Source organism: Pseudomonas sp. B16120 (assembly GCF_044218845.1).
GTDB lineage: Bacteria > Pseudomonadota > Gammaproteobacteria > Pseudomonadales > Pseudomonadaceae > Aquipseudomonas > Aquipseudomonas paracarnis.
The window spans coordinates 4,881,259-4,905,759 of sequence record NZ_CP162588.1 but is presented as its reverse complement, the minus strand read 5'-3'; the positions used below and the strand labels follow the sequence as shown (position 1 = coordinate 4,905,759).

Below are 24,501 nucleotides of genomic sequence, written 5' to 3'. Positions count from 1 at the left end.
TAGCTTGCTAGTTGTTTTGTTGGTTGAAGTAAAACTGCAATAAAAAAGCCGCTCCCTGTTTAAACAGAGGAGCGGCTTTTTGTTTAAGGCCGAGGCCTCAAGTCATCGTTGTAATTGAACCGGCAATTACAAGATGTTCAGCGGGTAGTTGGCGATCAGACGCAGCTCGTCGATCGACGGCGAACCGTAGTACACGCCATCACCGGAACGGTAAGTCGCTTGACGCAGGCGCAGGCTCAGGTTTTTCGCCGGGCCGCTCTGGATCACGTACTTGGCTTCGATGTCGCGTTCCCACTCTTTGCCGTTCGAGGTGGTGCCGGTGTTGGCGCCGCTACCGGTGACGTAACGGGTCATGAAGCTCAGGCCCGGAATGCCAAAGGTCGCCATGTTGATGTCATAACGCGCCTGGTAGGACTTTTCGCCTTCGGCGTTGAAGTCGGAACGGGCGATGGAGTTGGCCAGGAACACAGTGCCGCCGCCGTCTACGCCGTAACCGTAGTCGCCGTCACCGGTGACTTTCTGGGCTGCCAGGGTGAAGGTGTGAGCACCGATGGTGTACGCACCCTGCAAGCTGAAGGCGCGGTTGTCGAGCTTGGTCACGCCATCTTTCTCTGCGCGTTGCAGGCCGGCGCCGTCGCTCTTGGTGTCGTAGATGTTGAAGTCCAGGGCGAACGACTGATCATCGCTCAGGGCGTGGGTCCAGTTCAGGTTGCTGTAGTACTTGCGGAAGTAATCTTCGGTTTTCGCGTAGTACAGGCTGCCGGTGACTTCTGGAGTGAAGGCATACACACCGCCGACAAAGTCGGTTTTGGTCAGGCCCAGGCTGTCGTGGTAGGTCTGGTTCTGCGCGACGCTGGAAGTGAAGTGACCGCCTTCAAGCTTCAGGCCCTTGATTTCGTTGCTGGTGATGGAGATACCTTGCGGCAGCTCTGGCAGCAGGCGGCTGTCGTCGGAGGCAAACACTGGGGCTGTGGTGTATTGGTCACCGATTTTCAGCACTGTGTTGGAGATGCGGAACTTCACCGCGCCGCCGCCTTTGGAGTAGTCGTCTTGCGAGCGACCATCGGAACCGGTTGGGAACAGGCCGGTGCCGGCGCGGCCCTTGCCGCTGTCGAGCTTGACGCCCATCAGGCCGATCACGTCGACACCGACACCAATGGTGCCCTGGGTGAAGCCAGACTCGTAGAGGGCATTGAAGCCCAGGCCGGTTTCTTCAGCACGGCTTTTACGCTTGCCGTTGACGGTGCTGTAACCGCCCCCTGGCTCATTTCGAAAGTCACGGCTGAAGTACAGCGCGCGAGTATTGATGCTGAACGTGCTGTCTTCAACAAAGCCCTTGGAATCGTCCTGGGCGGACGCCATTGCGAACTGCGAGGTGCCTGCTGAAACAGCCAGGGCGATCATGCTCCACTTCATCACGCGCATCGTGATTTGCTCCTTTGGTTTTAGGAAGAGTACTGCCGTCCCACCTGTATTTTTATCTGGGCGGCTCTTTCTTTTTGTGTCGGCGCAAAGTTAGCTCACGCAGACCCTATTGACGATACTTACTCAACTATCCTTTCAGCTTCTTTACGAGGCTGTCGTAAATCGCTAGATCCATGTCGCAAATTCACAGCCCAAAATGTATCCAGGCTGACAACTTCAATGCTGTTTTCAGACTTCGTTCAAAGTTTGAACACTTCCCTGATACACATTGAAACGCCACTGTTTTTATCGCGAAACACCTGTGTCCAGACGGGTGCCGTTGCCGACGATATGGAGGTGGATGCAACAAGCGTGCTCAAACCGCTGACCGAATGTCATTTTTTCGTGAAAAGTGTGATGAACCTGTAAAAACCGCATAAGCACGGGGGGTTTACGCCATTTGGGTTGGGCTTGACGCCAGGGTGTTACCCCGGTTCGGTGGTACCTGAATGCTGTACCTGGGTAAAACGTTACCGGTTGACCCTTATCAGTGGGTAATCGGCGGATCCCTTTGAGGCACAGGTGGGTCATTTTGGTGCATCCCGTTGAGGCCCGGCCTAGCGTTGCTCTCTTGAGTTACTGCCTCTAAAGGGTGCATTTTTTTGCCCGGCTGCCTCAAGGCCGCCAGCATTGCCCGTGAAGCCTTGGGCATTCGAAGGTATGCTGGGCACCTGTTACCGACCTGCCGAACGGAGTGCCACGTGTTCGCCTTAGATCAACGCCTGCAACAAGATACCTTGGCCATTGGGGACTTCCCGCTCTGTCGCCTGCTGCTGTCCAATGACGCCAATTACCCCTGGTTCATTCTGGTGCCACGCATCGACGGTATCAGCGAAGTGTTTCAACTGGATGTCGCCGATCAACAAACCTTGTGGCAAGAAACGACAGCCTTGGCGCAGCTGCTCAACGAGGGCTTGGCGGCCGACAAAATGAACATCGGCGCGTTGGGTAACGTGGTCAGCCAGTTGCATGTGCATGTGATTGTGCGCAAGCGCGACGACGCCGCCTGGCCAGCCCCCGTGTGGGGCAAGCACCCGGCCCAGCCCTATACCGAAGAGCAGGTGGCCGCGATTCGCAGCCGATTGCGTGAGCTATTGCCTGCCGACTTCATCTTTACCCAGGACTGAACCATGGACCTGCAAGAACGCGTCACCGACCTGGAAAGCCGCCTGGCCTTCCAGGACGACACCATTGAAACCCTCAATGACATTCTGGTCACCCAGCAGCGGGCCGTCGAACGCCTGCAATTGCAGATGACTGCACTGCTCAAGCGCCAGGAAGAAATGGGCGGGCAATTCGAGTCATCCGAAGAAGAAGCGCCGCCGCCCCACTATTGACTGCGCACGCAATAAAAAACCGCGACCCAGCCAAGGCTGGATCGCGGTTTTTTTTGCTGCGAAAGCTGGGGAATCAGCGACGCGGCAGGGCAGCGATGACGTCTTCGGCTTGCAGGCCCTTGTCACGGTTCATCACCGAGAATTCCACGCGCTGGCCTTCGACCAGTACGCGATGGCCTTCGCCACGAATGGCTCGGAAGTGGACGAAGATATCGTCGCCCGAATCGCGGGAAATGAAGCCGAAGCCCTTGGAGGTGTTGAACCACTTGACGGTCCCGGTATCCCGGTTGGTCATGTCATAGTTTTGCGACGCGGCCGCTGGAGACGAGCGGTAGAAGCTGATGGCCAGGTGAAGAACGATGGCGACCACAGCAATCACCAGGCTGAGCAGGATGGCCGGATGGCCCCCGACTTCAGGCATGGGCGCCAGGAGGGTAAGGGTTTGTACGACAACAGTCAGCACCAGCAGCGCACTGACCAGGTTTTGCAGTTGATGACGCGTGCCTTTGTTCCAGTAAGGGATTACCGGTGCGAGCGTCAGGTTAAGAAGGCCGAACAAGGCCAGGTACAGGGCGTCGTGTTGTTCCAGGTAGGGCAGGCTTTCAGGCTGCAGGCTCGGAATAAAGGACAGCAGCAACGCTGCAACGCCCGTTAGCAGGTGGACGATTTTCAACATTTTGGTTAACTCACGTTAAGACGGATCACAAGGAAGAGCTGACTGGCACGGTTCGCTTCTGAACAATGGGAGGCGTTGAGCACGTGCGCGGGTATCAGCCTATGTGACGTGCCGCAGGAATAAACGGCAGCCACACCGCGTCTATTTAACAGCAAAGGCTGTGCCTACTCAAATCAAGCATTTCGGGGTGTTGCCACGGTCACGGCATTTCTGCGTCAAACGCTTGTCCTAGACAGGTGCGGGATTTTTTCAGTGGCAGCCAAGACCCTTCCTACAGGTAAACAGGCTTGCCAACTCAGATCTCGCAGGCGGTGCGGGGCGATTTGCCGCATGCCGTCCGAGTGTGTCGGGCTGCACGTGGCGCACTCTCTTGCTAGAGTGGAGCTGCACCTGATCAATGAATGCTCGTCAATTGAAGGGGAAACACATGGCAATCGATATTGGTATCAGTGAAGAAGACCGTAAATCCATCGTCGACGGACTTTCCCGCCTGCTCTCCGATACCTATGTTCTGTATCTGAAGACCCACAATTTCCATTGGAACGTCACAGGCCCCATGTTTCGTACGCTGCACCTGATGTTCGAAGAGCAGTACAACGAGCTGGCGCTGGCAGTGGACTCCATTGCTGAGCGTATCCGTGCCCTGGGCTTCCCGGCGCCGGGTGCCTATTCGATTTACGCCCGCCTGTCTTCCATCAAGGAAGAAGAGGGTGTGCCGAGCGCCGAAGAGATGATCAAGCAGTTGGTCGCCGGCCAGGAAGCAGTCACGCGTACCGCGCGGGGCATCTTCCCATTGCTCGACAAAGTCAGTGATGAGCCGACGGCGGACCTCTTGACCCAGCGTATGCAGGTTCACGAGAAAACCGCGTGGATGCTGCGCTCCCTGCTTGAAAACCAGTAATCGTCGAACCCTGGCGGCGCCTTTTGGGCGCCGCCTGCTGGTTTCCCTGCGCTTCCTGGCGTTGTCCTACGACTAACAACTCCCCGTCTTCTGGCTGCTCTGTGCTGGCTGCTGTTTTATAGGCCCATCGTCCAATGGGAGAAACCTGTTGGCTGTTGTTTGGCAATGGAGTGTCAGCTGTATGTCACGTGGAGTGGGTAAGGGAGTGATGGAAACCTGTGGTTTTCACAAGATAAAGGTCGACCCTTTTGCCAAGGGTTTTGATATGGGGCTGGCCAAGCCGCTGTCCCGGTCGGTCAGGCTCAATGGGTTTTCTACCTGCCTGCGGCTTGAACAGATCTATTGGAACATCCTGACGGAAATCGCCAGGCTCAATACCTGTTCGGTCAGTGCATTGTTGTCCTACGTCGATCGGGAAGTGCATTTGCGTTACGGAGGCGTGAAGAACTTCAGTGGGCTGGTGAGGGTGGTGTGCGTGGTCCATGTGCTCAAAGGCCGGGACGCCCTCACGTCCGCGGACACGCTCGCGCAGTAGTGCGGTGGTCGGTCCGTCATCCCGGCGGGCCGGGCCCTGGGCACAAAGCCGGCTGCGCTGTGTTGATTTACCAGATATAATCCCGCGCTTTGCTGCGCATGCCGGGCTTTAAGCACAGGGCAGGGCGTGGCGCTGTAACGATCTGATCGCCGAGACATCTCCATGCCCATGTACGACTATCAATGCGCTTCCTGTGGTCATCAGTTGGAAGCCATTCAGAAGATCAGCGCCGCGCCGCTGGTCGATTGCCCTGCCTGCCAGGCACCTGAGTTGAAGAAGATGTTGTCCATGCCGGGCTTCCGTCTGAGCGGCAGCGGCTGGTACGAGACCGATTTCAAGACCGGCGCCAAGAAGAACCTAGCGGGCGGCGACAAAGCAGACTGAGTTGAACTCTACGCGCAGGCTCCTGCATTATCCGTCCCCTGCTTTAATGTACGGTGACGAGGCGGGCCTGCCACCGAATTTCGAATTACGAGAAGTGAAACCACGACCATGATGCGCAGCCACTATTGCGGCCAACTGAACGAGACCCTGGAAGGTCAGGAAATCACCCTTTGCGGATGGGTTCACCGTCGCCGCGACCACGGCGGGGTGATCTTCCTCGATATCCGTGACCGTGATGGTCTGGCCCAGGTGGTGTTCGACCCGGACCGCGCCGAGAGTTTTGCAGCCGCCGACCGCGTGCGCAGCGAATACGTCGTCAAGATCACCGGCAAGGTACGCCTGCGTCCGGCCGGTGCCGTGAACAAGAACATGGCGTCCGGCGGCATCGAAGTACTGGGCTATGAGCTGGAAGTGCTGAACGAGTCGGAAACCCCACCGTTCCCACTCAACGAATACTCCGATGTGGGCGAAGAAACCCGCCTGCGCTACCGCTTCCTGGACTTGCGTCGTCCGGAAATGGCCGAGAAGCTGCGCCTGCGTTCGCGCATGACCACCAGCATCCGCCGCTTCCTGGATGAAAACGGCTTCCTGGACGTCGAAACGCCGATCCTCACCCGGGCCACCCCGGAAGGCGCGCGTGACTACCTGGTACCGAGCCGTACCCATGCCGGCAGCTTCTTCGCCTTGCCGCAATCGCCGCAGCTGTTCAAGCAACTGCTGATGGTGGCCGGTTTCGACCGCTACTACCAGATCGCCAAGTGCTTCCGTGACGAAGACCTGCGCGCTGACCGCCAGCCGGAATTCACCCAGATCGACATCGAGACCAGCTTCCTCGATGAAAAAGAGATCATGGGCCTGACCGAGCAGATGATCCGCAACCTGTTCAAGGAAGTGCTGGGCCTGGAGTTCGGCGAATTCCCGCACATGACTTTCGAAGAAGCCATGCGCCGCTACGGTTCCGACAAGCCAGACCTGCGTAACCCGCTGGAACTGGTGGACGTGGCCGACCAGCTCAAGGACGTCGACTTCAAGGTGTTCAGCGGCCCGGCCAACGATCCTAAATGCCGCATCGCCGCCCTGCGTGTGCCTGGCGGCGCGAGCATGCCGCGCAAGCAGATCGACGACTACACCAAGTTCGTCGGCATCTACGGTGCCAAGGGCCTGGCGTACATCAAGGTCAACGAGCGCGCCAACGGCGTCGACGGCCTGCAATCGCCGATCGTGAAAAACATCCCTGAAGCCAACCTGAACACGATCCTTGATCGCGTCGGTGCGGTTGACGGCGACATCGTGTTCTTCGGCGCCGACAAGGCCAAGATCGTCAGCGAGGCCCTGGGCGCGCTGCGTATCAAACTCGGCCACGACCTAAACCTGCTGACCTGCGAATGGGCGCCGATGTGGGTTGTGGACTTCCCGATGTTCGAAGAGAACGACGACGGCAGCTTCAGCGCCTTGCACCACCCGTTCACCGCACCGAAGTGCTCCCCTCAAGAGCTGGAAGCCAACCCTGCAGGCGCGCTGTCCCGTGCCTACGACATGGTGTTGAACGGTACTGAACTGGGTGGCGGTTCGATCCGTATCCACCGCAAAGAGATGCAGCAAGCGGTCTTCCGCCTGCTGGGCATCAACGAAGCGGAACAGGAAGAGAAATTCGGCTTCCTGCTCGACGCCCTGAAATACGGCGCGCCGCCGCACGGTGGCCTGGCGTTCGGCCTGGACCGTCTGGTGATGCTGATGACCGGCGCCCAGTCGATCCGTGAAGTGATCGCCTTCCCGAAAACCCAGAGCGCTGCGGACGTCATGACCCAGGCGCCGGGTGTGGTGGATGCCAAGGCCTTGCGCGAGCTGCACATCCGCCTGCGCGAGACGCCGAAGGCTGAGTAAGGCTGCAGCGTGAAAGCGCGATAAGGTTGTACGCAGTCAAAAAGGCGCATCTTCGGATGCGCCTTTGCGTTTAAAAGAGGGAAATCTCGCCTGGGGCGAGATTGATAAGGTTTCTAAAGAATTCGGAGTTGTGTTATGGCTGGCCATTCCAAGTGGGCGAACATCAAGCACCGCAAAGAGCGTCAGGATGCCAAGAAAGGCAAAATCTTCACCAAGTGGATTCGCGAACTGACCGTCGCGGCCCGCCAGGGTGGCGGTGACCCGGGCTCTAACCCGCGTCTGCGCCTGGCGCTGGACAAGGCGCTGGGCGCCAACATGAGCCGCGACATCATCGACCGCGCCGTGGCCCGTGGTGCTGGTGCGGCCGACACCGACGATATGGTCGAGCTGACCTATGAAGGCTACGGCCCGGGCGGCGTGGCGGTGATGGTCGAATGCATGACCGACAACCGCAACCGTACCGCGGCAGCCGTACGTCATGCGTTCAGCAAGTGCGGCGGCAACCTCGGCACGGATGGTTCGGTGGCCTACCTGTTCGAGCGCAAGGGGCAGATCACCTTCGCACCGGGCACCGATGAAGACGCGCTGATGGAAGCCGCAATGGAAGCGGATGCCGATGACGTCGTGACCAACGAAGACGGCTCCATCGACGTGTTTACCTCGTTCGCCAGCTTCTACGCCGTGCGCAACGCCCTGGAAGCCGCTGGTTTCAACGGCACCGACGCAGAAATCGTGATGCTGCCGACCACCAGTGCCGAACTGGACCTGGACGGTGCGCAGAAGGTGCTGAAGCTGCTGGACATGCTTGAAGACCTGGATGACGTGCAGAACGTGTATTCGAATGCCGACATCCCTGAGTCTGTGGCCGAGCAGCTCACTTAAGAACGATGAATATCCACTGTGGGAGCTGGCTTGCCTGCGATAGCATCACCTCGACTTGACAGAAGCACCGAGGTGCCCGCATCGCAGGCAAGCCAGCTCCCACAGGGGTTCTATGCTGTTACACAAATGTGTGCCTGGCACATACCGTTGTAAATCCAACCCGCAGGCGTTATGACTTTAATCCTAGGTATCGACCCCGGTTCGCGCATCACCGGATTTGGCGTGGTGCAGCAGACCCCACGCGGCTGTGTGTACGTCGCCTCGGGCTGCATCCGCACTGGCGCAGGGGAATTGGCCGAGCGGCTGCAGATCGTCTATCGCGGCGTTCGTGAAGTCATCCAGACCTACGGCCCGGTCACCATGGGCATCGAAAAAGTCTTCATGGCCAAGAATGCCGACTCGGCGTTGAAGCTTGGCCAAGCCCGTGGCGCCGCCATCGTGGCGGGTGCCGAGGAGGGCATGGAGATCGCTGAATACACCGCGACCCAGGTCAAGCAGGCCGTGGTCGGTACCGGTGGTGCCAACAAGGAGCAGGTGCAGATGATGGTCATGCACATGCTCAAGCTCACGTCAAAGCCACAGATCGACGCCTCGGATGCCTTGGCCATCGCCATTTGCCATGCCCATACCCGCTCCAGCCTGTTGCCTCACGGCTTGGGCGCAGCACGTAGTCGTGGCGGGCGCCTGCGTCTCTGATAGCATCAGCGCAATCGTTATTTTTGCGGTCAGGCTCCGATCTGACCCCCCAGCTTTAAGGATCTGAACCGTGATTGGACGCTTGCGCGGCACCCTGGCTGAGAAACAGCCGCCGCACCTGATTCTGGATGTGAATGGGTTGGGTTATGAGCTGGAAGTGCCCATGACCACCTTGTATCGCCTGCCGTCGGTCGGCGAGCCGATAACCTTGCACACTCATTTAGTGGTGCGCGAAGACGCGCAACTACTCTATGGTTTCATCGGCAAGCGCGACCGCGATTTCTTCCGCGAGCTGATTCGTCTCAATGGCGTGGGGCCCAAATTGGCCCTGGCCTTGATGTCGAGCCTGGAAGTGGATGAGTTGGTGCGTGCTGTATCGGCCCAGGATACCTCGGCCCTGACCAAGGTGCCGGGCGTCGGCAAGAAAACTGCCGAGCGCTTGCTGGTCGAGCTCAAGGACCGCTTCAAAGCCTGGGAGGTGGTACCGAGCATGTTCGCCCTGGTACCGAACCAGCCGGATATGCCGGCGGCCCAGGTCGCCAGCGCCGAAAGCGATGCGGTCAATGCGCTGATCTCCCTGGGCTACAAGCCTCAGGAAGCCAGCAAGGCCGTATCGGCCATCAAGGACAAGAACCTGAGCGCTGAAGACATGATCCGCCGTGCCCTGAAGGGAATGATTTAAGTGATTGAAGCCGATCGTCTGATCGCGGCCACCGGCCCGCGTGACCGTGAAGAAGTCCAGGACCGGGCCATCCGCCCGTTGAGCCTGGCCGAATACATCGGCCAGCCCACCGTGCGCGAACAGATGGAGTTGTTTATCCAGGCCGCGCGCGGGCGCAGTGAGTCCCTGGACCACACCTTGATCTTCGGCCCGCCCGGGTTGGGCAAGACCACCCTGGCCAATATCATCGCCCAGGAAATGGGCGTGTCGATCAAGTCCACCTCCGGCCCCGTGCTGGAGCGTCCTGGAGACCTGGCGGCGCTGCTGACCAATCTTGAACCCCATGACGTACTGTTTATCGACGAGATCCATCGGTTATCACCGATTGTCGAGGAAGTGCTGTACCCGGCCATGGAGGACTTTCAGCTCGACATCATGATTGGCGAAGGCCCTGCGGCCCGCTCGATCAAGCTCGACCTGCCGCCATTCACCCTGGTGGGCGCGACCACTCGTGCGGGCATGCTGACCAACCCGCTGCGAGACCGTTTCGGCATTGTTCAACGTCTAGAGTTCTATAGCACCGCCGATCTGGCGACTATTGTCAGCCGGTCGGCGAGTATCCTCGGCTTGCCCCTGGACCCGGAAGGCGCCTTTGAAATCGCTCGACGCGCTCGCGGTACGCCACGAATTGCCAACCGTTTGCTGCGCCGCGTGCGAGACTTTGCCGAGGTGCGTGCCAAGGGCCACATCACCAAGGCCGTGGCGGACCTTGCCTTGAACCTGCTGGATGTGGACGAACATGGTTTTGATCACCAGGATCGACGCCTACTTTTGACCATGATCGAGAAGTTCGACGGTGGCCCGGTCGGCGTGGACAGCCTAGCCGCAGCCATCAGTGAAGAGCGCCATACCATTGAGGATGTGCTGGAACCGTACCTGATTCAGCAGGGCTACATCATGCGAACCCCGCGGGGCAGGGTGGTGACGCGTCATGCTTACCTGCACTTTGGGCTAAACATTCCGTCACGATTGGGAGAGATGCCCGTGGTAGACGAATTCCTCGATGCGGTAGACGATTAAAAAGCTTACGCCGGACGATTTATCTGAGCTTTGTGCTGTCCCAGTGTCTGGCGTCGTCATTTGATTCACTGCAAAAGCGTTCAGGAATGAAAAAACAGTTGCCCAGCCAATTGGCAACCTGAGGAGTAAGCACTAGAGTATGCGCGCGCAAAACGGGGATCAGTCGTTCGCACATCGCTGTCGCGTTTATTACGAGGACACCGATGCCGGCGGCATCGTTTATTACGTCAATTACCTGAAATTCATGGAACGGGCTCGAACCGAGCGGCTGCGGGAGTTGGGTTTTGCCCAATCCGAGCTTGTAGGCGAGGACCTGTTATTCGTCGTGCATTCCAGCGAGGCGCGGTATTTCGCGCCGGCGCGACTGGACGATGAGTTGCTGGTCAGCGCTGAAGTCATCGAATTGAACCGTGCCAGCCTGCGTTTCAAACAGCAGGTCAGGCGGGCCACGGATGCAACGCTGCTCTGTGAGGGGCAGTTCCTGGTGGCGTGTGTGCGCACCAACAGCTTGAAACCTCGGGCCATTCCCGAAACTCTACGCGCGGCCTTTGCCGCCGTGAGCGGCGCGGGTCAACAATCAAAGCAGGAGATTTAGCGTGGAACCTACCGTCGTCGACCATTCCTCCATGTGGAGCCTGGTCAGCAATGCCAGTGTCGTGGTTCAACTGGTCATGCTGACCCTGGTAGCCGCATCGGTTACCTCTTGGGTCATGATTTTTCAGCGCAGCAACATGTTGCGCGCCGGTCGACGTGCCCTGGAGAGCTTTGAAGAGCGCTTCTGGTCGGGTATCGACCTGTCCAAACTGTACCGCCAGGCCGGCAGCAACCCGGACCCGGATTCGGGCGTCGAGCAGATCTTTCGTGCCGGCTTCAAGGAGTTCTCGCGCCTGCGCCAGCAGCCGGGTGTCGATCCTGAAGCGGTGATGGAAGGTGTGGCCCGTGCCATGCGCGTGGCCATCTCCCGCGAAGAAGAGAAGCTTGAGCAGGGCCTGCCGTTCCTCGCCACCGTGGGTTCCGTCAGCCCGTATATCGGCCTGTTCGGTACCGTATGGGGGATCATGAACTCCTTCCGCGGCCTGGCCCAGGCGCAGCAAGCCACACTGGCCACCGTGGCCCCGGGTATTGCCGAAGCCCTGATCGCCACCGCGATCGGCCTGTTCGCCGCTATCCCCGCAGTAATCGCCTACAACCGTTTCGCCGCAACCAGCGAAACCTTGATCGGCCGTTACTACACCTTCGCCGATGAATTCCAGGCGATCCTGCACCGTAAAGTGCACACCAGCGAAGAATAAGCAGGTAATTCCCAATGGCTTTAATCGCTCGAGCTCGCAAAAAGCGCAAGCCGGTCGCCGAGATGAACGTAGTGCCTTACATCGACGTGATGCTGGTGCTGCTGGTGATCTTCATGGTGACCGCGCCGATGCTCAACCAGGGCGTGAAGGTTGATCTGCCCAAGGTTTCCAGTGAAGCCTTGCCGCAGGACAACAACACTCAGGTCCTGACCATTTCGATCAAGGCTGACAAGACCTATTACTGGAACCTTGGCAGCGAAGTCGACACGCAAAAGCAGCAGGACAAGGCCCTGACGTTGCCGGCCATGACCGATGCTGTGACCAAGATCATTCGCTCCGGCAACGAAGGCGGCAAGCACACCCAGGTGTTTATCCGGGGTGACAAATCGGTCGACTACGGCTCCGTCATGGGCGCCATGGGCGGGCTGCAGAAGGCCGGCGTCGGTAACGTTGGCTTGATTACCGAGGCGCCCTGATGCAGCAACAGCGAGAGCCGTCCGCCTCGGAAAGCTACTTCTGGCCTGGCGTGTGGGCAATAGCCCTGCACGTCCTGGTGTTCGGCATGCTGTTTGTCAGCTTTGCCATGACCCCGGACCTGCCGCCAGCCAAGCCGATCGTGCAGGCGACCCTGTATCAGCTGAAATCGAAAAGTCAGGCCACCACCCAGACCAATCAGAAGATTGCGGGTGAGGCCCAGAAGTCGGCTGCGCGCCAGACTGAAGTCGAGCAGATGGAACAGAAGAAGGTCGAGCAGGAAGCGGTGAAGGCTGCTGCGGAACAAAAGAAAGAAGAGGCGGCTCAAAAGGCCGAGGAATCGAAAAAGGCTGACGAAGCCAAGAAAGCCGACGAGGCGAAAAAGGCTGATGAAGCCAAGAAAGCCGAGAAAGCTGCCGAAGCCAAAAAGGCCGAAGAGAAACAATTGGCTGATATAGCCAAGAAGAAATCGGAAGAAGAAGCCAAAAAGGCTGCCGAAGAAGAGGCCAAGAAAAAGGCCGCTGAAGAAGCCAAGAAAAAGATAGTCGAAGACGCGAAGAAGAAAGCCGCCGAAGACGCCAAGAAAAAAGCTGAAGCAGACGAGGCGAAGAAGAAAGTCGCCGACGAAGCGAAGAAGAAAGCTGCCGCCGACGCCTCCAAGAAGAAGGCCCAGGAAGCAGCACGCAAATCCGCCGAAGAGAAAAAGGCCCAGGCCCTGGCAGATTTGCTTTCCGACACGCCGCAGCGTCAGCAAGCCTTGGCCGATGAGCGTGGCGATGAAGTCGCGGGCAGTTTCGACGACCTGATTCGGGCGCGGGCAGCGGAAGGCTGGACACGTCCACCTTCGGCACGTAAAGGCATGACAGTAGTGCTGCAGATCGGCATGTTGCCGGACGGTACGGTGACTTCGGTCAGCGTGGCCAAGTCCAGTGGTGACGGTTCGTTCGACAGTTCGGCGGTTGCCGCGGTCAAGAATATTGGCCGGTTGACCGAGATGCAGGGAATGAAACCAAGTGACTTCGCTCCCTATCGTTCATTCAAGATGACATTCACACCTGAGGATCTAGCCTTGTGAGAAACCTTCTTCGAGGAATGCTTGTCGTTATTTGCTGTATGGCAGGGATAGCGGCGGCGGATGAAAAGAACATCCTGGTTACCAGCGGCAGTGATCGGGCCACACCGATTGCGGTAGTTCCGTTCGGTTGGCAGGGCGGCAGCGTGCTGCCGGACGACATGGCCCAGATCGTCAGCGACGACCTGCGTAACTCCGGTTACTACGCGCCAATTCCAAAAGGCAACATGATCAGCCAGCCAACCCAGGCCAGCGAAGTCATCTTCCGTGACTGGAAGGCCGTCGGTGCCCAGTACCTGATGGTCGGCAGCATCACGCCGGCCGGCGGTCGCCTGCAGATCCAGTACACGTTGTTCAACGTGGCCACCGAGCAGCAGGTGTTGACCGGCAGCGTATCGGGTACCGCCGAGCAACTGCGCGACATGGCCCACTACATCTCGGACCAGTCGTTTGAGAAACTCACCGGTATCAAAGGGGCGTTCTCGACGCGCCTGTTGTACGTCACCGCTGAGCGCTTCTCGGTAGACAACACCCGCTACACCCTGCAGCGCTCGGACTACGACGGTGCACGTGCAGTGACCTTGCTGCAGTCCCGTGAGCCAATCCTGTCGCCGCGCTTCGCGCCGGATGGCAAGCGTATTGCCTACGTATCGTTCGAACAGCGTCGTCCGCGCATCTTTGTGCAGCACATCGATACTGGCCGTCGTGAGCAGATCACCAACTTCGAAGGCCTCAACGGTGCGCCAGCCTGGTCGCCGGATGGTTCGCGCCTGGCTTTCGTGCTGTCCAAGGACGGTAACCCGGATATCTACGTGATGAACATGGCCTCGCGTCAACTCTCGCGTGTGACCAGCGGCCCGGGCATCAACACCGAACCGTTCTGGGGTAAGGATGGTTCGACCATCTACTTCACCTCCGACCGTGGCGGCAAGCCTCAGGTCTACAAGGCAAATGTGAACGGCGGCGGTGCGGAACGTGTGACCTTTATTGGTAACTACAACGCCAACCCCAAGCTTTCGGCCGATGAAAAGACGTTGGTGATGATTCACCGTCAGGATGGTTTCACTAATTTCCGGGTTGCGGCCCAGGATTTGCAGCGCGGAACCGTAAAAATCCTTACAGATACCAACCTTGATGAGTCAGCCACTGTTGCGCCCAACGGCACCATGGTAATCTACGCCACCCGCCAGCAGGGCCGGGGAGTCTTGATGCTCGTGTCCATCAATGGACGCGTAAGGCTCCCACTTCCTACCGCACAAGGCGAAGTCAGAGAACCATCCTGGTCCCCTTACCTGAACTGACGCGGCGCTACAAAAAGAAGTACTTAACACACTGGGGTTCATTAGGAGTTTCACGATGGAAATGCTGAAGTTTGGTAAGTTTGCTGCTCTGGCTCTGGCTCTGTCCGTAGCCGTTGGTTGCTCCTCTAAAGGCGGCGACAATGCCGGTGAAGGCGCAGCTGTTGATCCAAACGCTGGTTACGGCGCCAACACTGGTGCGGTCGACGGCTCCCTGAGCGAAGAAGCTGCTCTGCGCGCAATCACCACTTTCTACTTCGAATACGACAGTTCGGACCTGAAGCCAGAAGCCATGCGCGCTCTGGACGTTCACGCCAAGGACCTGAAAGCTAACGGCGCTCGCGTTGTTCTGGAAGGTAACACTGACGCCCGTGGTACTCGTGAGTACAACATGGCACTGGGCGAGCGTCGTGCGAAAGCCGTTCAGCGCTACCTGGTACTGCAAGGTGTTGCTCCAGGCCAACTGGAACTGGTTTCCTACGGTAAAGAGCGTCCAGTTGCAACTGGCAACGACGAACAGTCGTGGGCTCAGAACCGTCGCGTCGAACTGCGTAAGTAATTCGTCATGCGAACGTGCCGTCGTGCTCTGACTGTATTGGCTCTCAGCTTCGCACCGCTTGCGGTGTGGGCTGCGGTTCCTGTAACGGATAGCAACTCAGGCTATAACAATAGCGGGAGCAGTTATCCGCCAGCAGGTTATGGCACGAACGGCGCCTATGCGGGGGGAGCGGCTACGTCCGCTCCCTCGGCACAGGGCGAGCTGTTCAACCAGCTGCAACGCATGCAGGATCAATTGGCCCAGCAACAAGGCGCCATTGAAGTGCTGCAGAACCAGGTGAACCAGCTCAAGCAAGAAGGCCTGGAGCGTTACCAGGATCTTGATCGTCGTATTGGAGCCGGTGTTGCACCTGCCGCTACTCCTGATAATTCTGCTGCCGGTGGCGCGCCAAGCGCCGCTGCCGGTGGCGCAGCAGCAGGGGCCGCCGCGGCTGCCCCTGCCGCCAGCAGTGAACCGGGTGATCCGGCGAAGGAAAAACTGTATTACGATGCAGCCTTCGACCTGATCAAGGCCAAGGATTTCGATAAGGCCAGTCAGGCCTTCACCGCTTTCCTGCGCAAGTACCCCAACAGCCAGTACGCGGGCAATGCCCAGTACTGGTTGGGTGAGGTCAACCTGGCAAAGGGTGATTTGCAGGGCGCGGGCCAGGCTTTTGCCAAGGTCAGCCAGCTGTACCCCAAGCACGCCAAGGTGCCGGATTCGCTGTACAAACTCGCTGATGTAGAACGCCGCCTGGGTCATACCGACAAGGTCAAAGGCATTCTGCAGCAGGTGGTTGCCCAGTACCCGGGTACCTCCGCGGCTCAGTTGGCCCAACGGGACCTGCAACGCTTGTAAGCAGTGCAGCCCGTTTAGAAGAAACCCGCGCTTGTCGCGGGTTTTTTCGTTAGAATCCACGCCCTTTTATGAAACACGCTTCCTGGTGTTGACGCGTTGGCGCAATCCCTTGAAGTGCCTGACGGAGGCGGACAGCCTGTTTAGCTGTTACGCCCGTGGCGACTATGCAAGACACATTACGTATTACCGAAGTCTTTTACTCGTTGCAGGGTGAAACGCGCACTGCTGGCCTGCCCACTGTCTTTGTACGGTTGACGGGCTGCCCATTGCGCTGCCAATACTGCGACAGCGCCTACGCCTTCAGCGGCGGTACCGTACGCACCCTCGACGACATCCTGGAACAGGTTGCCGGCTACCGGCCGCGCTACGTCTGCGTGACGGGCGGTGAGCCATTGGCGCAACCCAATGCCATCCCATTGCTCAAGCGGCTGTGTGACGCCGGCTACGAGGTCTCACTGGAAACCAGCGGCGCCCTGGACATCTCTGCGGTCGACCCGCGTGTCAGCCGAGTAGTCGACCTCAAGACCCCGGACTCCAAGGAAGCCCACCGCAACCGCTACGAGAACATCGACTTGCTGACGGCCAACGATCAGGTCAAGTTCGTCATCTGTTCTCGCGACGATTACGACTGGGCCACCTCCAAGCTGATCCAGTATGGCCTGGAGCGTCGTGCGGGCGAGGTGCTGTTCTCGCCCAGCCATCACGACCTGAACGCCCGCGACCTGGCCGACTGGGTAGTGGCGGACAATTTGCCGGTGCGCCTGCAATTGCAGCTGCACAAGTACCTGTGGAACGACGAGCCAGGGCGCTGATCAGGCGGCTGCGAGAGGCGTTCTACCCACCGAATTACCGTTCAAATGCGTTTTTTCTGATTTATTTAAAATAAGGTGTTGAATAATCCTTAGAAATCAGTATTATACGCGCCACCACACAGCGGGTCGTTAGCTCAGTTGGTAGAGCAGTTGGCTTTTAACCAATTGGTCGTAGGTTCGAATCCCACACGACCCACCATTTTTGGCGGTTTAGAAAATCCGGAAGGCCCACGCAAGTGAGGATTTCCGGGTTTTTTTTTGCCTGTTATTTGGCATCACCGACTGGACGGTGAGCCGTCCCTTGCTCAGATTCCCGCTCTCGTCCAAAAAAAAAGTCCTGTCAGTACTTTGAAAGAGCGAACTATAGAAAAGGGCTCAGCTAATCGGCTGATATGAATAAAGAAAAATAAAAAGGACCGACCTTGATTCACGGTGACCTGTCCCGTCCTGTGCGTAACCCACAGGTATCAAATCACGTGTGTTTAGAAATCCCGAGAGCCTCACACCAGTAAGGCTCTCGGTTTTTTTTTGCCGGCAGAAATGTTTTCCCTGGCTCCTTGCCGGTAACTCGTGCTTTTAAGTCTTCGATTGTTGACTTTCATGCCTTTGCGCAATTTTTTTTGGTTTTTTCAGTCTGCTTGGGTTTTTTTTGGTTTTTCTTATTCCACAAACTCAACAACGCAATTTGTATCAAACTATGTTCGTTTAGTATTGGATCCAATCAGTCGGCATCGCCGACGGTGTGTCTGACACAAACAAACTGCTGAAAAAGGAGAAACGCCATGATGCTCAAGGACCCTTCCCGCAAATATCGCCACTTCACCACGGTCAACCTGCCGGATCGCACATGGCCCAGTACTGTCCAGGTTGCCGCTCCTACCTGGTGCAGTGTGGATATGCGCGATGGCAACCAGGCGTTGATCGAGCCGATGAATGCCGAGCGCAAGCGGCGTTTCTTCGATTTGCTGGTGAAGGTCGGTTTCAAGCAGATCGAGGTGGGCTTTCCTGCCGCTTCGCAGACCGACTTTGACTATGTCCGTGAGCTGATTGAAAGCGGTGCGATTCCTGATGATGTGACGATTCAGGTCATGACCCAGGCGCGCAGCCACCTCATCGAGCGCACGTTTGAGGCGTTGAAGGGCGCGCCTCGCGCCATCGTGCATGTTTACAATGCGACGGCGCCGGTGTTCCGGGACGTTGTCTTCAATGTGGACAAGGCGGGCTGCATCGAGATTGCTACCCAGGCAACTCGGGAGATCAAGCAGCACATGGACGCAAACCCCGATACGCAGTGGACGTTCCAGTATTCCCCGGAAACCTTTTGCTTCACCGAGCTGGATTTTGCACTGCAGGTGTGTGAAGCGGTGACAGATACGTTCGGCCCGACCCCGAGTAACAAGATGATCCTGAATCTGCCTACCACTGTGGAGGTGTCTACCGCCAATGTCTTCGCCGACCAGATCGAATGGTTCTGCCGGCACTTCAGTCGCCGGGACAGTGTGGTCATCAGCGTGCATCCGCACAATGATCGGGGCACTGGGGTCTCCACCGCGGAGCAGGCGTGCCTGGCTGGTGCCGAGCGTGTCGAGGGCACGTTGTTCGGTAACGGTGAGCGCACTGGCAACGTAGATATCCTCACGTTGGCGATGAACCTCTACACCAGCGGCATCGATCCGCAGTTGGATTTCTCCGACATCCTGCACGTCCAGCGTGAGGTGGAATTCTGCAATCAGTTGCCGACCCATCCTCGTCACCCTTACGCCGGTGAGTTGGTGTTTACCGCATTCTCCGGCTCGCACCAGGACGCGATCAAGAAAGGCTTTGCGGCGCGCCAGGCCAATCCACAGGGCATGTGGGAAGTACCGTACCTGCCTATCGATCCTGCCGATATGGGCCGTAGCTATGAAGCGGTAATTCGCGTAAACAGCCAGTCGGGCAAGGGGGGCGTGGCCTATCTGTTGGAGCAGCACGGCATTGTGATGCCGCGTCGCTTGCAGATGGAGTTCAGCAGCCTGGTACAACAGGAAGCGGATGGCTCCGGCCAGGAAATCAGTGGCGAGATGATCCTTGCCTGCTTCACCCGGCATTACCTGGAGCAGGGCAAGCCTTACGCGTTACGAGCCCCCAAACTGGTGAGCGAGGGCGATGTGACTTACCTGGAGGCCACCCTTGAACAAGGCACACAGCGCATCGACTTGAGTGGCGAGGGCAACGGCCCGCTTGCGGCGCTGGTCGATGCGTTTGCCCAACGTGGCATTCATTTTGATATCGCCGATTACCACGAACATGCCACCCGTGACGGTGCCCAGGCTGAGGCGTTGGCCTATGTGGAAATTCGCGTGGGCAACCAGTTGCTGTTCGGCGCCGCTCGTGATGGCAGTAGCCTGCTCGCTTCCCTCAAAGCGGTCACCAGTGCGGTCAATCGTGCATCGCGCCTGGGCTTGCTCAGCCTGGTGAATGCTGCGGTGCCGTCCTGAGATGAACGCGCATACCGCATTGGCGGCACTTGCCGGTAATTATGGCCACGGTGACATCGTGGCCTCGCATCGACATGACGAAGGCCAACTGGTCTACGCCATCAACGGTGTGATGCTTGTGTCGGTGGAGGAGACCACCTGGGTGGTACCTTCCGGGCATGCGCTGTGGGTGCCTTCAGGTTTGGAGCATCAGATCCGCATGACCGGCGAAGTGCGCATGCGCACTTTGTTGATCTCGCCGGGAGCGCACCGTCGTTTGACGGAGGAATGCGAGGTCATCAGGGTTTCACCCTTGTTGCGCGAGCTGATTGTGGCTGCGGGCGATGAGCCTGACAGCCAGGCGGCGTCGTTGCGTCATGTGCAGATTGTGGAGCTGATTTTCTCGGAACTTGACCGTGCGCAAAGGGTGCTGGCTCACGTGCCGATACCGGACGAGCCGAGGCTCAAGTCACTGTGTGCGGACTTTATCGACAACCCTTCTCAGGAGTCGAAACTGGAGAGTTGGGCGGTGCAGCTCAATATGAGTTCACGCACCCTGGCTCGGCTGTTCCAGAAAGAGTTGGGCATGAGTTACGGCGAGTGGCGCAAGCGCACGCGGCTGCTGCTCAGCATGCAGCGGCTTGCCAGTGGCGCTTCCATCCTGGAAGTGGCATTGGAGCACGGTTACCAGAGTCCGAGTGCATTTACCGCGATGTTCAAACGCACCATGGGCTACACCCCGAGTAACTGTCGCTTGGTCTGAATCTACCTGGCGATAGCACCACCTCCTTTTGAACATGGCCCCGCCTCCAGGCAGGGCCATGTTTACCTGTGCCTGGTGTATGGAGCCTGCGGCGCAGAGGGCGCGCCGGCACATTGTCCCAATCGAAACGATGGTTGTCTGGAACTCGGGAGATGCGCAACCGGTTGCTCTCTTACCCTGCGTCTCTACTTGGCATTCTGGATTTCTTCGATGGGTTCGCCTTCTCTTTTCCCACGGCATTGCCGTCTTTCGCTGCTTGGCATGGCGGTGGCGTTATTGGCGGGTTGTTCGTCCTGGGTCGCCCATACACCGGCACAGCCACATCCGGAACGCATCAATGCCCTGAGTCACCTGCCCCGAGGTGTCTCGGCCCAAGCGTTACCTGAGCGCTGGTGGCAGTTGTACAACGATCCGCAACTCGACGCGCTGGTGCAAAAGGCCCTGCTGCACAACCGCGACCTCGCGGCGGCCCAGGCCCATGTGCAGGCGATGCTGGCCGGGATCCAGCAGGCCGATGCCGAGCGCTGGCCGTCCACCCAGGCGTCACTGGGCGCCGCTTACGGCAAGACCGCCGATGACCAGACCCTGGCCAAGGCCACCGGTAGCCATGCGCCGTCAGAGTGGGCATTCAACCCAGGCTTCGAGCTGGCTTATCAAGTGGATGTGTGGGGCCAGGTTCAGCGCACCATTGAACGAGCCCAGGTGCAAGCCGCAGCGGCGCAGGCTGCCGAGGACTTGCTGCGCATCACGGTCGTGGCGCAAACCACTCGCGCCTATGTGAACGCCTGCGCCCTGGGCGCGCGTGCCAAGGTCCAGCGCCATTCGTTGGACGTGGTCGCGCATAGCCTGGCGTTGACCGATCGCCAGCGCCAGGCCGGTGTGGTGACAGACCTTGAATACAGCCGCATGCAAGCCCTGCAAGGCGAAACCCAGGCGCTGCTGCCGATGTTGGAGGCGCGTCGACAAGCCGCGCTCTACGAATTGGCCATGCTGACGGGCGTCGCTGATCTTGAACAAGGCTCTGGCGCCGCAACGTGTGAAGTGGTGCCACAACTCAATGCCGAGTTACCGGTGGGCGATGGCTGGCAATTATTGGCACGCCGCCCTGACGTCCGGCAGGCCGAGCGCGCGTTGCAGGCGGCCACGCTGCAAGTGGATATTGTCCAGGCCGACCTGTACCCCAAGGTGACGTTCGGTGCTTCAGTGTCCTCCTCGGCCAACAAACCTCATGAGCTGGGGGACAGCCGTGCGGTGATGTTCGGCATCGGCCCGCTGATTACCTGGCAGTTCCCTAATTGGCAGGCCAACCGCGCGCTAGTCAAGCAGGCACGGGCACTCGAGCAGGTGGAGGTCGCACAGTTCGAGGCCAGCGTCCTCAAGGCCCTCAAGGAGGTGCGCCAGGCCCTGGCGTTGTACGACGGCGAGCGGCAACGCCACGCGGCCTTGAGCCGGGCGCTGGACAGCAGCCGCCAAGCCTACAAGTTGGCCCAATTCAACTATGACGCAGGTTCTATCGACTTTCTCGACGTGCTGGACAGTGAGCGAGAACTGATCCGCTTGCAGGCCACGCGCGCCGACGCCGATGGCCAGTTACTGCAACGCCAGATCGGCCTGTTCCGTGCCCTTGGGGGCGGTTGGCAGTCCGGCGCCGTCGAAACCCCGGCCGCTGCGCCCACCCATGCGTCCATCCCTTCTTCCGGTACCCAGCCATGAATATCGCCGTTGATGAAAAAACTGCAGTCCAGGACGAGCAGGAGAATGTGCTCGAGCAACTCATGCATGCGCGTAAGCAACGGCGAAAAAGGAACCTGATCCTGCTGGGCGGCGCCGCGCTGTTGATCGCGGCGGTGGTGTTCGGCGTGTATTGTATGACCGTCGGCCGCTACCTGGAGCAGACCGATGATGCCTATGTGCGGGCCGACTGGATTCCCATCAGCCCGAAGGTCTCAGGCTATGTGGCCGAGGTCATGGTAGAGGATGATCAGCCGGTCAAGGCAGGGGACGTGCTGGTGCGCATCGAGGCCCGTGACTACCAGGCCCGCTTGGCACAGGCCCGCGCACAACTGGCCGAAAGCCAAGCCTCGGTGGCGGCGCAAGAGGCCAACCTGCACGTCACCGACAGCCTGATCGCCCAGCAAAAGGCCGGCGTTGCCCAGGCCGAGGCCCACGCCCGCAGCGTGGCCGCCGAATTGCGCCGCGCAAGCCTGGACCAGCGCCGCTATGAAGGCTTGGTGCGCGAACACGCCGCCAGCGCCCAGCGCTTGGAAACGGCCGCCGCCAGTTACACCCAGGCCAGTGCCGCAGTGGAAATGGCCAAGGCCATGCAACGCCAGCAGGAAACCCGCTTGACCGTGGCCGTCACCCGCCGTCAATGGGCCCAGGCCTCGCTCCAGCAACAGATAGCCCGGCGCAGCCAGGCTGAGGCGCAGTTGAACCTGGCGACGCATGCCCTGGAAGACACCTTGATCCGCTCACCCATTGACGGTGTGGTGGGGCAGCGCAAAGTGCGTACCCGCCAATACGTCGCGCCAGGGTTGCCGCTGCTGGCGGTGGTGCCCTTGCAACAGGCTTACGTCGTGGCCAACTACAAAGAAACCCAATTGCGCGATATGCGTGCCGGCCAACCGGTGGATATCAGCGTCGACAGTTATTCGGGACGCAAGCTCAAAGGCCATGTGGTGAGCTTCTCGCCAGGCTCTGGGGCGGTGTTCGCACTGTTGCCGTCGGATAACGCCACCGGCAACTTCACCAAGATCGTGCAACGCTTTCCAGTGAAAATCGTCATTGATGAGCATGACGAAGGCGGACCTATCCTGCCGGGCATGTCGGTCATCACCACGGTGGACACCCGCCCAGATAAGCAGGGCGCTGCACATGACTGAAGCGGCTGAAAAGAGCGTCTCCTTTCGCGCCTGGGTGGCCGTGATCGGTGGGCTGTTCGGTTGTTTCATGGCCGGCATGAACGTGCACGTGACCAGCGCCGCGCTGCCGGAGATCGAAGGCTCCCTGGGGGCGACGTTCGAAGAAGGCTCGTGGATTTCCACCGCCTACCTGGTCGCGGAAATCGTGATGATCCCGCTGACCGCCTGGTTGGTGCAGGTGTTCTCTCTGCGGCGTGTGATGCTCGTGGGCTCGTTTGTGTTTTTGGTGGCGTCCATTGCCTGCTCCTGGGCGCCCAACCTGGAAGTGATGATCATCATTCGGGTGATCCAGGGCGCCGCCGGCGCAGTGCTGATTCCCTTGTCATTCCAGCTGATCATCACTGAACTGCCGCCCAGCAAGATCGCGATGGGCATGGCCTTGTTCGCGCTGTCCAACAGCGTCGCCCAGGCCGCCGGGCCGGCCATTGGTGGCTGGCTGACCGATGCCTATTCCTGGCGCTGGATCTTTTACCTGCAACTGGCCCCCGGCATTCTCTTGCTGTTGGCGGTGGCATGGTCGATCGATGCCAAGCCCATGCAGTTGAGCCTGCTCAAACGCGGCGATTGGGGCGGGATCATCGCCATGATCGTCGGCCTGGGTGGCTTGCAGATTGTGCTGGAAGAAGGTGGCCGCAAGGACTGGTTTGGCTCCGATTTCATTGTGTGGATGTCACTGGTGGCCGGCGTGGCCCTGGTGTACTTCGTGCTGTCGCAGTTGTATGGCAGTCGCTCCTTCATCAACCTGCGCCTGCTCAAGAGCTACAACTTCGGCGTGGCCAGCGCAGCGATGTTCATCTTTGGCGGGGCGACTTTCGGCCTGGTGTTCCTGGTGCCCAATTACCTGTCCCAACTGCAGGGCTACAACGCCCGGGAGATTGGCATCAGCCTGATCGCCTACGGCATGGTGCAGCTGGTACTGGCGCCGTTCATGCCGCGCCTGATGAAGTGGCTCAACCCGAAACTGATGGTCGCCAGTGGCTTTTTCATTATGGCCCTGGGGTGCTACCTCGGCGCGCACCTGGACGTGGACAGCGCCGCCAACGTGATTATTCCGTCCACCGTGGTACGGGGCATCGGGCAGCCGCTGATCATGGTGGCGCTTTCCGTGCTCGCGGTGTCTGGCCTGGCCAAAGATGAAGCCGGCTCCGCCTCGGCCTTGTTCTCCATGCTGCGCAACCTGGGTGGTGCCGTGGGTACCGCGGGCTTGACGCAGATCGTGGCCATGCGCGAGCGCTTTCACTCTGAGCGGGTAGGGGAGTCGATCACGCTGTTTTCCCCGTCCTTTCAGGAGCGCCTGCGCGCCAGCATGGCTGACAGCGAGGCTTTTATCTTCAACCAGCTATTACCCGCTCAACAGCAGGTCCTTGAGGGCTTGATCCACACCGTGCGTCGTGAGGCGTACCTGATGGCCTACAGCGATGCGTTTTATGTGTCCTGTATTGCGTTGATCGTGTGCGGGGTAGCAGCCTTGGCATTACGGCAGTCAGCCAAGAGCGGATAACCACGCCAAGCAGGTG

Annotated in this window: 25 protein-coding genes and 1 tRNA gene; 24 read left to right on the top strand and 2 right to left on the bottom strand. The window is 59.0% G+C overall.

The window, feature by feature from the left end; genetic code table 11:
- Positions 1-126 precede the first annotated feature (126 nt).
- Positions 127-1,425 (bottom strand): OprD family porin, encoded by a 1,299-nt coding sequence (locus AB4P90_RS22925; protein ID WP_014719719.1) that lies wholly within the window; start codon positions 1,423-1,425, stop codon positions 127-129.
- A 740-nt stretch (positions 1,426-2,165) separates the two neighbouring features.
- Here AB4P90_RS22925 and AB4P90_RS22920 point away from each other — a divergent pair.
- A complete protein-coding gene (locus tag AB4P90_RS22920) occupies positions 2,166-2,591 on the top strand; it encodes an HIT domain-containing protein (protein WP_020302709.1) in 426 nt (141 codons plus the stop codon).
- 3 nt (positions 2,592-2,594) lie between these two features.
- Positions 2,595-2,801 carry a SlyX family protein gene (locus tag AB4P90_RS22915; protein WP_005790924.1) on the top strand — a complete coding sequence of 69 codons (207 nt, stop codon included), beginning with the start codon at positions 2,595-2,597 and terminating at the stop codon, positions 2,799-2,801.
- Between the two features lie 73 nt (positions 2,802-2,874).
- Here the strand turns inward: AB4P90_RS22915 and AB4P90_RS22910 are convergent, their stop codons facing one another.
- Complete coding sequence (locus tag AB4P90_RS22910; RefSeq protein WP_003193875.1) at positions 2,875-3,477, bottom strand: cold-shock protein; 603 nt, start codon at positions 3,475-3,477, stop codon at positions 2,875-2,877.
- 427 nt (positions 3,478-3,904) lie between these two features.
- On the opposite strand from AB4P90_RS22910, the gene AB4P90_RS22905 reads away from it, so the two are divergent.
- The 22 genes from AB4P90_RS22905 (at position 3,905) to AB4P90_RS22800 (ending at position 24,485) form a co-directional block, all read left to right on the top strand.
- Positions 3,905-4,378: a Dps family protein gene (locus tag AB4P90_RS22905; RefSeq protein ID WP_003193874.1), complete on the top strand. Its 474-nt coding sequence runs from the start codon at positions 3,905-3,907 to the stop codon at positions 4,376-4,378.
- A 181-nt stretch (positions 4,379-4,559) separates the two neighbouring features.
- Entirely contained in the window at positions 4,560-4,913 is a 354-nt protein-coding gene (locus AB4P90_RS22900; protein WP_019821251.1) for a ribbon-helix-helix domain-containing protein, read from the top strand.
- Positions 4,914-5,075: 162 nt separating this feature from the next.
- Positions 5,076-5,297, top strand: a complete 222-nt coding sequence (locus tag AB4P90_RS22895) for an FmdB family zinc ribbon protein (protein WP_003193872.1) — start codon at positions 5,076-5,078, stop codon at positions 5,295-5,297.
- A gap of 108 nt (positions 5,298-5,405) precedes the next feature.
- The gene (gene aspS / locus AB4P90_RS22890) at positions 5,406-7,181 is read left to right on the top strand and encodes an aspartate--tRNA ligase (RefSeq protein ID WP_014719716.1); all 1,776 of its coding nucleotides are present in this window, start codon (positions 5,406-5,408) and stop codon (positions 7,179-7,181) included.
- Between the two features lie 135 nt (positions 7,182-7,316).
- Entirely contained in the window at positions 7,317-8,063 is a 747-nt protein-coding gene (locus AB4P90_RS22885) for a YebC/PmpR family DNA-binding transcriptional regulator (protein ID WP_003193870.1), read from the top strand.
- A 171-nt stretch (positions 8,064-8,234) separates the two neighbouring features.
- Positions 8,235-8,759 carry a crossover junction endodeoxyribonuclease RuvC gene (gene ruvC, locus AB4P90_RS22880; protein WP_019821257.1) on the top strand — a complete coding sequence of 175 codons (525 nt, stop codon included), beginning with the start codon at positions 8,235-8,237 and terminating at the stop codon, positions 8,757-8,759.
- A 70-nt stretch (positions 8,760-8,829) separates the two neighbouring features.
- A complete protein-coding gene (gene ruvA, locus AB4P90_RS22875) occupies positions 8,830-9,441 on the top strand; it encodes a Holliday junction branch migration protein RuvA (protein ID WP_003193868.1) in 612 nt (203 codons plus the stop codon).
- Positions 9,442-10,500, top strand: a complete 1,059-nt coding sequence (gene ruvB, locus AB4P90_RS22870; RefSeq protein ID WP_003193867.1) for a Holliday junction branch migration DNA helicase RuvB — start codon at positions 9,442-9,444, stop codon at positions 10,498-10,500.
- A gap of 139 nt (positions 10,501-10,639) precedes the next feature.
- On the top strand, positions 10,640-11,095 hold the full coding sequence (ybgC, locus tag AB4P90_RS22865) for a tol-pal system-associated acyl-CoA thioesterase (RefSeq protein ID WP_395605393.1): 456 nt from the start codon (positions 10,640-10,642) through the stop codon (positions 11,093-11,095).
- 1 nt (position 11,096) lies between these two features.
- Positions 11,097-11,792 carry a protein TolQ gene (gene tolQ / locus AB4P90_RS22860; protein ID WP_003193865.1) on the top strand — a complete coding sequence of 232 codons (696 nt, stop codon included), beginning with the start codon at positions 11,097-11,099 and terminating at the stop codon, positions 11,790-11,792.
- A 23-nt stretch (positions 11,793-11,815) separates the two neighbouring features.
- Positions 11,816-12,268, top strand: coding sequence for a protein TolR (tolR, locus tag AB4P90_RS22855; protein WP_161793227.1), 453 nt, complete (start codon positions 11,816-11,818; stop codon positions 12,266-12,268).
- Positions 12,268-13,341: a cell envelope integrity protein TolA gene (gene tolA, locus AB4P90_RS22850; RefSeq protein ID WP_003193863.1), complete on the top strand. Its 1,074-nt coding sequence runs from the start codon at positions 12,268-12,270 to the stop codon at positions 13,339-13,341. Before tolR ends, tolA begins: the two co-directional genes overlap by 1 nt.
- A gap of 17 nt (positions 13,342-13,358) precedes the next feature.
- Complete coding sequence (tolB, locus tag AB4P90_RS22845) at positions 13,359-14,639, top strand: Tol-Pal system beta propeller repeat protein TolB (protein ID WP_032874245.1); 1,281 nt, start codon at positions 13,359-13,361, stop codon at positions 14,637-14,639.
- A 55-nt stretch (positions 14,640-14,694) separates the two neighbouring features.
- Positions 14,695-15,195, top strand: coding sequence for a peptidoglycan-associated lipoprotein Pal (pal, locus tag AB4P90_RS22840; RefSeq protein ID WP_003193861.1), 501 nt, complete (start codon positions 14,695-14,697; stop codon positions 15,193-15,195).
- 6 nt (positions 15,196-15,201) lie between these two features.
- The gene (ybgF, locus tag AB4P90_RS22835; protein ID WP_014719713.1) at positions 15,202-16,032 is read left to right on the top strand and encodes a tol-pal system protein YbgF; all 831 of its coding nucleotides are present in this window, start codon (positions 15,202-15,204) and stop codon (positions 16,030-16,032) included.
- A gap of 164 nt (positions 16,033-16,196) precedes the next feature.
- Complete coding sequence (queE, locus tag AB4P90_RS22830; protein ID WP_014719712.1) at positions 16,197-16,844, top strand: 7-carboxy-7-deazaguanine synthase QueE; 648 nt, start codon at positions 16,197-16,199, stop codon at positions 16,842-16,844.
- A 123-nt stretch (positions 16,845-16,967) separates the two neighbouring features.
- Positions 16,968-17,043, top strand: a tRNA-Lys gene (locus AB4P90_RS22825).
- A gap of 583 nt (positions 17,044-17,626) precedes the next feature.
- Positions 17,627-19,321 carry a 2-isopropylmalate synthase gene (leuA, locus tag AB4P90_RS22820; RefSeq protein ID WP_038451337.1) on the top strand — a complete coding sequence of 565 codons (1,695 nt, stop codon included), beginning with the start codon at positions 17,627-17,629 and terminating at the stop codon, positions 19,319-19,321.
- A 1-nt stretch (position 19,322) separates the two neighbouring features.
- A complete protein-coding gene (locus AB4P90_RS22815; protein ID WP_014719710.1) occupies positions 19,323-20,063 on the top strand; it encodes a helix-turn-helix domain-containing protein in 741 nt (246 codons plus the stop codon).
- A 210-nt stretch (positions 20,064-20,273) separates the two neighbouring features.
- A complete protein-coding gene (locus AB4P90_RS22810; RefSeq protein WP_395605392.1) occupies positions 20,274-21,776 on the top strand; it encodes an efflux transporter outer membrane subunit in 1,503 nt (500 codons plus the stop codon).
- The gene (locus tag AB4P90_RS22805; RefSeq protein WP_395605391.1) at positions 21,773-22,945 is read left to right on the top strand and encodes an HlyD family secretion protein; all 1,173 of its coding nucleotides are present in this window, start codon (positions 21,773-21,775) and stop codon (positions 22,943-22,945) included. Before AB4P90_RS22810 ends, AB4P90_RS22805 begins: the two co-directional genes overlap by 4 nt.
- On the top strand, positions 22,938-24,485 hold the full coding sequence (locus tag AB4P90_RS22800; protein ID WP_395605390.1) for an MDR family MFS transporter: 1,548 nt from the start codon (positions 22,938-22,940) through the stop codon (positions 24,483-24,485). The genes AB4P90_RS22805 and AB4P90_RS22800 overlap by 8 nt, the downstream gene beginning before the upstream one ends.
- Positions 24,486-24,501 lie beyond the last annotated feature (16 nt).

Bases quoted from the DNA above. Each gene is read 5' to 3' on its own strand.
- AB4P90_RS22925 (WP_014719719.1), bottom strand. From the start codon at position 1,425: ATGCGCGTGATGAAGTGGAGCATGATCGCCCTGGCTGTTTCAGCAGGC.
- AB4P90_RS22815 (WP_014719710.1), top strand. From the start codon at position 19,323: ATGAACGCGCATACCGCATTGGCGGCACTTGCCGGTAATTATGGCCAC.
- AB4P90_RS22810 (WP_395605392.1), top strand. From the start codon at position 20,274: ATGGGTTCGCCTTCTCTTTTCCCACGGCATTGCCGTCTTTCGCTGCTT.
- AB4P90_RS22800 (WP_395605390.1), top strand. From the start codon at position 22,938: ATGACTGAAGCGGCTGAAAAGAGCGTCTCCTTTCGCGCCTGGGTGGCC.
- tolA (WP_003193863.1), top strand. From the start codon at position 12,268: ATGCAGCAACAGCGAGAGCCGTCCGCCTCGGAAAGCTACTTCTGGCCT.
- ybgF (WP_014719713.1), top strand. From the start codon at position 15,202: ATGCGAACGTGCCGTCGTGCTCTGACTGTATTGGCTCTCAGCTTCGCA.
- pal (WP_003193861.1), top strand. From the start codon at position 14,695: ATGGAAATGCTGAAGTTTGGTAAGTTTGCTGCTCTGGCTCTGGCTCTG.
- AB4P90_RS22910 (WP_003193875.1), bottom strand. From the start codon at position 3,477: ATGTTGAAAATCGTCCACCTGCTAACGGGCGTTGCAGCGTTGCTGCTG.
- AB4P90_RS22900 (WP_019821251.1), top strand. From the start codon at position 4,560: ATGTCACGTGGAGTGGGTAAGGGAGTGATGGAAACCTGTGGTTTTCAC.
- AB4P90_RS22895 (WP_003193872.1), top strand. From the start codon at position 5,076: ATGCCCATGTACGACTATCAATGCGCTTCCTGTGGTCATCAGTTGGAA.
- tolB (WP_032874245.1), top strand. From the start codon at position 13,359: ATGCTTGTCGTTATTTGCTGTATGGCAGGGATAGCGGCGGCGGATGAA.
- AB4P90_RS22805 (WP_395605391.1), top strand. From the start codon at position 21,773: ATGAATATCGCCGTTGATGAAAAAACTGCAGTCCAGGACGAGCAGGAG.
- queE (WP_014719712.1), top strand. From the start codon at position 16,197: ATGCAAGACACATTACGTATTACCGAAGTCTTTTACTCGTTGCAGGGT.
- ruvC (WP_019821257.1), top strand. From the start codon at position 8,235: ATGACTTTAATCCTAGGTATCGACCCCGGTTCGCGCATCACCGGATTT.
- AB4P90_RS22885 (WP_003193870.1), top strand. From the start codon at position 7,317: ATGGCTGGCCATTCCAAGTGGGCGAACATCAAGCACCGCAAAGAGCGT.
- AB4P90_RS22905 (WP_003193874.1), top strand. From the start codon at position 3,905: ATGGCAATCGATATTGGTATCAGTGAAGAAGACCGTAAATCCATCGTC.
- aspS (WP_014719716.1), top strand. From the start codon at position 5,406: ATGATGCGCAGCCACTATTGCGGCCAACTGAACGAGACCCTGGAAGGT.
- leuA (WP_038451337.1), top strand. From the start codon at position 17,627: ATGATGCTCAAGGACCCTTCCCGCAAATATCGCCACTTCACCACGGTC.
- AB4P90_RS22915 (WP_005790924.1), top strand. From the start codon at position 2,595: ATGGACCTGCAAGAACGCGTCACCGACCTGGAAAGCCGCCTGGCCTTC.
- ybgC (WP_395605393.1), top strand. From the start codon at position 10,640: ATGCGCGCGCAAAACGGGGATCAGTCGTTCGCACATCGCTGTCGCGTT.